The sequence below is a fragment of the Streptomyces colwelliae genome, from assembly GCF_048158785.1.
Classification (GTDB): Bacteria; Actinomycetota; Actinomycetes; order Streptomycetales; family Streptomycetaceae; genus Streptomyces.
Genome location: NZ_JBLTJC010000411.1, coordinates 1 through 8,605, shown reverse-complemented (window position 1 = coordinate 8,605; position 8,605 = coordinate 1). Strand labels below are relative to the sequence as shown.

Below are 8,605 nucleotides of genomic sequence, written 5' to 3'. Positions count from 1 at the left end.
AACGAGTCTCGTGGGCTCGGAGATGTGTATAAGAGACAGGGTCCGGCATGGTGGACGTTTCCTCCATCCACTCGTTCTTCGGTGGATGAAACGTACACTTCGCAGCCGCTTTCCGGCCACCTAGGGTCAGTCGCGACGCAAGCCCCCCGAGACCCCGGCAGCGCGCGAAGGAGGCCCCCACATGGCCGTCGACTACACCGTCATCGTCGTCTACCTGGCCGGCATGCTGGCCATGGGCTGGTGGGGCATGCGCCGCGCCAGGTCCAAGAGCGACTTCCTGGTCGCGGGCCGCCGCCTGGGCCCCGTCATGTACTCCGGCACCATGGCCGCGATCGTCCTCGGCGGCGCGTCCACCATCGGCGGGGTGGGCCTCGGCTACCAGTACGGCCTCTCCGGCGCCTGGATGGTCTTCACCATCGGCCTCGGCCTGCTCGCCCTCTCCGTCTTCTTCTCCGCCCGCATCGCCCGCCTCAAGGTGTACACCGTCTCCGAGATGCTCGATCTCAGGTACGGCGGCCGGGCGGGCGTCATCTCCGGCATCGTCATGTGGGCGTACACCTTGATGCTGGCGGTCACGTCCACCATCGCCTACGCCACGATCTTCGACGTCCTCTTCGACATGAACCGGACCCTCGCGATCGTCCTCGGCGGCTCCATCGTCGTCGCGTACTCGACGCTCGGCGGCATGTGGTCCATCACGCTGACGGACATGGTGCAGTTCGTGGTGAAGACGATCGGCGTGCTTCTGCTCCTGCTGCCGATCGCGGTCGTCAAGGCCGGCGGCTTCGGCGAGATGAGGGCGAAGCTGCCCACCGAGTACTTCGACCCGCTGGGCATCGGCGGCGAGACGATCTTCACCTACGTCCTGATCTACACGTTCGGCATGCTCATCGGCCAGGACATCTGGCAGCGCGTGTTCACGGCGGGCAGCGACAGGACCGCCAAGTGGGGCGGCACGGTCGCGGGCACGTACTGCCTCGTCTACGCCGTCGCGGGCGCCGTCATCGGCACGTCGGCCAAGGTTCTCTACCCGGACCTCGGCAGTCCGGACGACGCCTTCGCGACCATCGTCAAGGACGAACTCCCCATCGGCGTACGGGGGTTGGTGCTCGCCGCCGCGCTGGCCGCCGTGATGTCGACGTCGTCGGGCGCGCTGATCGCCTGCGCCACGGTGGCCAACAACGACATCTGGTCGCGGCTGCGGGGTGCCGTACGACGGGAGGGCGACGAGGAGCGTGACGAGGTACGCGGCAACCGCGTCTTCATCCTCGTCATGGGCGTCGCGGTGATCGTCACGGCGATCGCGCTGAACAACGTCGTGGAGGCGCTGACGGTGGCGTACAACCTGCTCGTCGGCGGACTCCTCGTCCCGATCCTCGGTGGACTGCTGTGGAAGCGCGGCACCGCACAGGGCGCGCTGGCCGCCGTGGCCGTCGGCGGGCTCGCGGTCGTCGGCCTGATGGCGGGCTACGGCATCCTCGCCAACGAGCCTGTCTACTACGGCCTGTTGCTGTCTCTGGCCGCCTATGTGACCGTCTCCCTCGCCACGCCGGCGACCGACGCGGCCGTACTCGCCGCCTGGCGGGACCGTCTCGCCGGGCGTGCCGCACCCGAACGAGTGTCCGACCGGATAGTGGCTTCCCAGTAAAGTCGTAGCCGGACGTACAAAGAAGCCCATACGCGACGAAGCGTAGGAAAGAAGGCAGTGCCCATGACCAGCAACGAGACGCCCCGAGGCCCGGTCGACTCCTCCCGCACCCCGCGGTACGCCGGACCCGCGACCTACGCCCGGCTGCCGCGCCTGGACGAGGTCGGTACCGCCGACGTGGCCGTGGTCGGGGTGCCGTTCGACGCCGGTGTCTCGTACCGGCCGGGCGCGCGCTTCGGCGGCAACGCGATCCGCGAGGCGTCCCGGCTGCTGCGTCCCTACAACCCGGCGCAGGACGCGTCCCCGTTCGCGCTGGCGCAGGTCGCGGACGCCGGAGACATCGCGGCGAACCCGTTCAACATCAACGAGGCCGTCGAGACCATCGAGGCCGCGGCGGACGAACTCCTGGGCAGCGGCGCCCGGTTGATGACCCTGGGCGGCGACCACACGATCGCGCTCCCGCTGCTGCGCTCGGTGGCGAAGAAGCACGGCCCGGTGGCGCTGCTGCACTTCGACGCCCATCTCGACACCTGGGACACGTACTTCGGGGCCGAGTACACGCACGGGACGCCGTTCCGCAGGGCAGTTGAGGAGGGCATCCTCGACACGGAGGCGCTCTCGCATGTCGGTATCCGCGGGCCCCTGTACGGCAAGCAGGACCTCAAGGACGACGAGAAGATGGGCTTCGGCATCGTTACGTCGGCGGACGTCTACCGGCGGGGCGCCGACGAGGTCGCCGACCAGCTGCGCCAGCGCATCGGCGACCGGCCCCTCTACATCTCCATCGACATCGACTGCCTCGACCCGGCCCACGCGCCCGGCACAGGCACGCCCGAGGCCGGCGGCCTGACCTCGCGCGAACTTCTGGAGATCCTGCGCGGCCTGGCATCCTGCAACCTGGTGTCGGCGGACGTCGTCGAGGTGGCACCGGCGTACGACCACGCCGAGATCACGTCGGTGGCCGCGTCGCACACCGCGTACGACCTGATCACGATCATGTCCCGTCAGATTGCCGAGGCTCGTTCGAAGTGACCCACGACCACGACCTGGAACTCCGCCCGACCGCGGCTCAGACGGAGGCCGCGCTGAATCCTCCTCCCGGCCGCAACGGCGGTGACCTGGTCGTGGAGACCCTGGCGGGCCTCGGCGCGACGACGGTGTTCGGCCTGCCGGGCCAGCACGCGCTCGGCATGTTCGACGCCCTGCGCCGCTCCGACCTCCGGTACATCGGCCTACGGGTGGAGAACAACGCCGGGTTCGCGGCCGACGCGTACGGCCGCATCACGGGCGAGGCGGCACCGCTGCTGCTCTCGACGGGCCCGGGCGCACTGACGTCACTGGCGGCGCTACAGGAGGCGCGGGCGGCCTCGGCCCCGGTGCTGGCGATCAGCAGTCAGATCCCGACGGCGGGCCTGGGCGGTGGCAGGCATGGGTATTTGCATGAACTGCCCGACCAGTCGGCCTCGTTCAGGGGCGTGGTGAAGTCCGTCCACCCGGTCCGTACCCAGTCACAGATCCCGTCCGCGATCGCGGAGGCCTGGAAGTCGGCGCTGACGGCTCCGCACGGCCCGGTGTGGGTGGAGATCCCGCAGGACGTCCTGTTGGCTCCGACCCTGCTGCCGGTGGTGACGGCGGTGGACGCGACGCCGGAGGAGCTGATCCCGCGCCCCGAACTGACCGCGGTAGCAGCGCACTTGCTGTCGAACGCGGCCCGCCCGGCGATCATCGCGGGCGGCGGAGTCGTACGGGCGGACGCGTCGAAGAAGCTGCGGCAGCTGGCGGAGAAACTCCAGGCGCCGGTGGTGACGACGCCGGGCGGCAAGGGCGCGTTCCCGTGGACGCACCCGCTGTCCCTCCAGTCCTGGCTGGAGGATCGTCACACGACGGACTTCCTGGAGGACGCGGACGTGGTGCTGGTGGTGGGCTCGGGCCTGGGCGAACTGTCCTCGAACTACCACACGTTCGCGCCGCGCGGCCGGGTCATCCAGATCGAGGCGGACCTCGGCAAACTGGAGTCGAACCACCCGGCGCTGGGCATCCACGCGGACGCGTGGCACGGGCTCCAGGCGCTGCTGGAGACGGTGACGGAGCGGGCGGACGCGACGGCGGCGGAGCGGGTGGGGGAGCTGCTGGGCAGGGTCCGGGAACGCATCGCCTCCCAGGAACTGACCCTGGAACAAGGCGTGTTGGAGTCCGTACGCAAGGCTCTGCCGGCCGACTCCCCGTCCTTCTGGGACATGACGATCCTCGCGTACTGGGCCTGGTCGGCGTTCGACGCGAAGGGCCCCAACCACCTCCACTCCGCGCAGGGCGCGGGCGGCCTCGGCTACGGCTTCCCGGCGGCGCTGGGCGCGGCCGCCGCGGACCCGACGCGTCCGGTGCTGGCGGTGTCGGGCGACGGGGGTGCGCTGTACTCCATCGCGGAGCTGGCGACGGCGAAGCAGTACGACCTGAACGTCACGTGGCTCATCGTCGACGACGGCGGCTACGGCATCCTCCGCGAGTACATGACGGACGCGTTCGGCGAGGCTACGGCGACGGAACTGACCCGGCCGGACTACGTGGCGCTGGCGGAGTCGTTCGGGGTGCGGGGGGTTCGGACGACTCCGGAGGCACTGGAGTCGGACCTGGCGAAGGCGTTGGGGGAGCCGGGGCCCTCCGTGGTCGTACTCCCTGCCGTGCTGCGGATGTTCGCGGCTACGCACGTGGGATGACGGGACCCTGCCCGCGGAAGTGTGACACTTCGGCGCGGAGTGTCACACTTCCGCGGCGCACCCCTGGCCTCACATCCGCGGATCCGGCTTCAGCAGCGCGAACACCGCGCCGAAGGGGTCGGCGAGCCAGGCCATCCGGCCGACCTCGGGTACGTCCGTCGCCGGCATCAGCACGGAACCGCCGTTGGACCGCGCCGCCTCGATCGTGGCGTCGACGTCCGTCGAGTGGAAGTACGGTACCCAGCGCGGCAGTTCGCCTTCGCCTTGGTTCAGCGGCGCGACCCCGCCGAAGGACGCGTCCTGCTGGTCCCCTTCGGCGGTGCTCAGGACCCGGTACGTCATCCCGGGCGCTTGCATCTCCTGGCTGCGCCAGCCGAACAGGCCCTGGTAGAAGGCGATGGCCGCCTCCGGGTCCGGGGCGTGCAGTTCGGCCCAGAGCAGGGCGTTCGGGGCGGAGGTGAGTTCCAGACCCGCGGTCTTCCCGGGCTGCCAGAGCGCGAACTGCGCGCCCTGGGGATCGGTGGCCTGCGCCAGCATGCCCTCGCCCATGACGTCCATGGGCTCCATCCGTACGGTTCCGCCACCGGCCGTGACGTCCTGGACGGTGGCCGTGATGTCGGCGGACTTGAAGTGGATCATCCAGGCGGAGTTCGCCCCTTCCTCGGTGAGCGGTCCGAGGGCGGCGACGGTCTTGCCGTCCACCTGGAAGAACCCGTATCCGCCCGCCTCGGGCCCGGCGGAGACGAACCGCCAGTCGAGGACGGCGCCGTAGAACGCGGCGGCCGCGTCGGTGTCGGGGCTGCCGAGGTCGAGCCAGTTGGGGGATCCGGTGGTGAAGTCGGTGCCGAGCATGAAGTCCTCCTGGGCGGGGGTGGAGCGGGGCGGAAGCCACGATGCCGTCCCGCCCGCCGCCGCCGGCGCACGAGCACCGACAGGCCTCCGGTTTCCACCGTACGGCCGAACGTTCGCCAGGGCCGGGGTGGGCGCGTGCCCGGGCTGCGGCAGCGTTATTCGCGGGTGCCGGAGCGGGTGTGGCGGCGCCGGCGGACGATCGCCAGGGTGACGAGCGCGGCGATCCCCGTGGCGGACACGGCGATCCAGGCTGTCGTGCTGTCGTACAGCGCGGGGGACGCGGCCAGCGGGATGAGCGCCTCGTCGTTCCCGGGGGTCCGGTCGAACGGGTTGGACGTGCGTATGGTGCCCTTCGCGCCGGGGACCCGGCGGTCGATGCGGATCCTGAACCCGATGACGGTCGTCCCTCCTTCGTGCCGTACCTCGGAGAACCTGTCGTAGCCGATCTCGCAGACGAACGCCCCGCCGTGCTTCTTCGGCCGTGTGCACGCCCAGTCGCCGCCGTCGTCCTCGAAGGTGTACGGGATGGAGGTCACCGTGGTGCCTTCCGGCGGCACCACCTCGAAGCGGCCCAGTGTCTCCGCGCTCGACGGCCGTCCGGGGCCGTTGTCGCGCACCCCCAGCTGGACCGTCACCGTGCGGCCGACCCGGCCCCGGACGGTCGCGGTCACCGGCTGGTAGTCGGCCTGCACGGTGGTCGTGGCCTTGACGTACCCGGTGCCGCCGGTGAGGCCGCGGTCCGCCGTCCTGGTCAGGGTCAGCGGGGGTTCGGTGCCGCGCACCGTGAGTTCGGCGGGGCGCTCGGGTTCGGACGACCAGGTGTAGGAGAGGGTGCCCAGCAGCTTTCCGGCGGCGGCCGTGTAGCGGACCGGGGCACTGGTGCGGTAGGCCGTGTGAGGCGCGGCCCTGGTGGAGAACTCGCACCATGCCGAGGTGGCGGAGGTGTCGAAGTAGCAGTTGTCGGGGCGCGAGGTCAGCAGCAGCCCCTCGTCCGCGGAGATACGGAGCGCGACACCCTTTTCCGCCGTGAAACGGCTGTGGTTCGCGAACCGGGGCGTCGTCTTCCGGGACGTGCCCGGTGCCACCGCCTGCACCGACTCTTCGTGCGCCGGGGCTTGGAGCGACGGTCCGCCCACGGTCATCCGGGTGGTCCCGGTCAACGGTGTCGCGTTGTCCGCGACGACGGTGTACGTCAGGGTCCCGCTGTCGCCCGGCTCGACGCCGTCCACGCCGTTGAGGGTGAAGGGGTTGTCGGACTCGCCGTCACCGTTCTGCACGTCGCCGTAGACGCAGGTGAACACCGGGCCGTCCTGGGTGCAGTTCCCGCCGCTGCCCCTGCTCACCCGGGCGACGCCGTCCAGCCCCGAGGTGTCCACGGTGACTCTGACGTTGCGGGCCGGGCCCGCGGCACTGCGTTCCACGTCGACAGGGACGCCGAAGTCGCTGTTCACGGCCTTGGCACCCTCGTCGGCGCTGTACATCAGGAAGGCCGCCGGGACTTCGGCCCGCAGGGAGACCCGGCCGGAGTCGTCGGCCGCCGCGGGGACCGCGGGCATCGCCACCGAGGCGAGAACGGCGACGAGGCAGGCCGTCAGGGCGGAGAGGCGTCTGGTGATCAGTACCCGTCGAAGCATGCGGGCACTATGTCAGCGGGCGGCGATGGCCATCATCTCGGCCCTGCCGCACGGCAGTTGTCGCCGTCGGCGCGGGAGGCGCTACAGGCGTATCGACGATCGGGCTCCCCGCGGATCGCGAGGAGCCCGGCCCGGCACTGCTGCCTACCAGATCGCCTCCACCCACTCCGGGTGGTCGATGAACGGGTTGCGGTTGTGCTGGTAGGTGTCGTAGATGACCTGGTTGCGCTTCTCCTCGAAGGCGCTCGGCGGGTCCGCCGCGCTCCAGGCCTTGAGGACGGCGAGCTTGCCCATGTAGGGGTTGCTGCCGTTGCCGACCTTCTCGTTGGGCTCCAGGTCGGCGAAGCCGTCGTCACCCTCGTAGCGCACGGCCATGTAGAGGATCATGCGGGCCACGTCGCCCCGGTCCGCCGCGCGCGGCGCGAAGGAGTCGGAGTCGACGGTGCTGCCGCCGCCGTTGGTGACCGCGCTGCCGCCGTTGTCGAAGTCCAGGTTGCCGCGGATGCTGTTGACCTGGACGTCGGCCGGACGCAGGTGGTGCAGGTCCGTGCCGGGGCCGATCGCCTCGCCGAAGTCACCGTGGGACTTGGCCCACGTGTGCTCGCGGTTCCAGTCGCCGACGTCGCCGCCGTTGAGGGACTTGGCGCGGGAGACACCGCTGTACAGCAGGATCACGTTGCTGCTGTTGTTCGGGTCCTGGTCGGTGGCCATGAGGGCGTTCCAGACCGCGGAGTACGAGATCTTCGTGACGTTGGTGCTGATGATCGTGTGCAGCGAGGACTTGAGGGTCGTACCCGTCTTGCCGATCGCGTTCTTGTAGTACGTCGAGTCGTACGCGGTCGTCGTTGCGGCGGCCGGGGTCGCGGTCAGGCCGGGGGCGGCGAGGCCGACCAGGACGGCCGCGGTGGTCAACGCCACCGATTTCCAGCGGTGGATCCGTGTCCCAAGCATAAAGAGTGTCCCATCTACGCGGGTTGAATGGGGCGGCAATCGGGAGCGTGACATGCACATGCGGTCCTGTAAATAAACTGGACGTGTCGATCAGGTGACCGGAAGCGACAATTTGCCCCGTGTCTACGCGAGTTGACATACCAAAACGGCCCCCGACCGTGTGGTCGGGGGCCGTTGGCCGTTCGGCTACGTCCGTGTCACCTACGTCGGTGTCACTTCACGTCCGACGGGTCCAGCCGGTAGAGCGTCGACGTGTTGGTCGTGGAGGTCGAAGAACTCGAACTCGTCTCCGTGGACGCGCTCTTGTCGTACGCGCTCTCCTTCACCGCCGTCGCGTTCTTCTGCACCCACGCGGTGATCTCGGTGTTCAGGGTGCTGTTGCCGCCCATACCGCCGCCGCCGAGCTGGATGTAGTGCAACTCGCCCTTCTTCACCAGCTCCTTGAGCTTGGCGAGGGTCATCGCCTGGTCGGAGCCGGTGAAGCCCCACATGGAGATGACGGGCTTGTGGGTGCTGAGGATCAGCTGGCCCGCGCTCTGCGAATTGGAGACCGCGAGCAGCCACTTGGCGCCGTCCTGGTGCTTCTCCAGGTACGAGACGAGCGCGCTGGACGTGGTGCCGCCCATGCCGCCGCCACCGCCGCCGCCGAAGCCGCCGCGCGTACCGCCGGTGCCGCCACCGCGGCGTTCCGGATCGTGCAGGAGGCGCTGACCAACGCCCTGAAGCACGCGCAGGGCGCCTCGATCGCCGTCGAACTGCGCTACGAGCCCGACTCGTTGGTCGTCGAGGTCGCCAACGGACCGGTA

General features: G+C 69.9%; 6 protein-coding genes and 1 pseudogene. 3 read left to right on the top strand and 4 right to left on the bottom strand.

Translation table 11 applies throughout. The annotated features are described in order from the left end of the window. Positions 1-181: 181 nt before the first annotated feature. The 3 genes from ACNFOC_RS45890 to ACNFOC_RS45880 all read left to right on the top strand — a co-directional run bounded on the left by ACNFOC_RS45890 (position 182) and on the right by ACNFOC_RS45880 (position 4,362). A complete protein-coding gene (locus tag ACNFOC_RS45890) occupies positions 182-1,648 on the top strand; it encodes a sodium:solute symporter family protein (protein WP_416964944.1) in 1,467 nt (488 codons plus the stop codon). 63 nt (positions 1,649-1,711) lie between these two features. Beyond that, positions 1,712-2,680 carry an agmatinase gene (gene speB, locus ACNFOC_RS45885; RefSeq protein WP_416964943.1) on the top strand — a complete coding sequence of 323 codons (969 nt, stop codon included), beginning with the start codon at positions 1,712-1,714 and terminating at the stop codon, positions 2,678-2,680. Beyond that, the gene (locus ACNFOC_RS45880; RefSeq protein ID WP_416964942.1) at positions 2,677-4,362 is read left to right on the top strand and encodes a thiamine pyrophosphate-binding protein; all 1,686 of its coding nucleotides are present in this window, start codon (positions 2,677-2,679) and stop codon (positions 4,360-4,362) included. Before speB ends, ACNFOC_RS45880 begins: the two co-directional genes overlap by 4 nt. A gap of 69 nt (positions 4,363-4,431) precedes the next feature. On the opposite strand, the gene ACNFOC_RS45875 is transcribed toward ACNFOC_RS45880, so the two are convergent. The 4 genes and pseudogenes from ACNFOC_RS45875 to ACNFOC_RS45860 form a co-directional block, all read right to left on the bottom strand. Then, the gene (locus ACNFOC_RS45875) at positions 4,432-5,214 is read right to left on the bottom strand and encodes a VOC family protein (protein WP_416964941.1); all 783 of its coding nucleotides are present in this window, start codon (positions 5,212-5,214) and stop codon (positions 4,432-4,434) included. 155 nt (positions 5,215-5,369) lie between these two features. Next, positions 5,370-6,848, bottom strand: coding sequence for a hypothetical protein (locus ACNFOC_RS45870; protein WP_416964940.1), 1,479 nt, complete (start codon positions 6,846-6,848; stop codon positions 5,370-5,372). 144 nt (positions 6,849-6,992) lie between these two features. Beyond that, positions 6,993-7,799 (bottom strand): endonuclease I family protein, encoded by an 807-nt coding sequence (locus ACNFOC_RS45865; protein ID WP_416964939.1) that lies wholly within the window; start codon positions 7,797-7,799, stop codon positions 6,993-6,995. 212 nt (positions 7,800-8,011) lie between these two features. Next, positions 8,012-8,479, bottom strand: a pseudogene (locus ACNFOC_RS45860) (mannosyltransferase YkcB-related protein); the annotation flags it as partial. Positions 8,480-8,605 lie beyond the last annotated feature (126 nt).

Bases quoted from the DNA above. Each gene is read 5' to 3' on its own strand.
- ACNFOC_RS45870 (WP_416964940.1), bottom strand. From the start codon at position 6,848: ATGCTTCGACGGGTACTGATCACCAGACGCCTCTCCGCCCTGACGGCC.
- speB (WP_416964943.1), top strand. From the start codon at position 1,712: ATGACCAGCAACGAGACGCCCCGAGGCCCGGTCGACTCCTCCCGCACC.
- ACNFOC_RS45875 (WP_416964941.1), bottom strand. From the start codon at position 5,214: ATGCTCGGCACCGACTTCACCACCGGATCCCCCAACTGGCTCGACCTC.
- ACNFOC_RS45865 (WP_416964939.1), bottom strand. From the start codon at position 7,799: ATGCTTGGGACACGGATCCACCGCTGGAAATCGGTGGCGTTGACCACC.
- ACNFOC_RS45890 (WP_416964944.1), top strand. From the start codon at position 182: ATGGCCGTCGACTACACCGTCATCGTCGTCTACCTGGCCGGCATGCTG.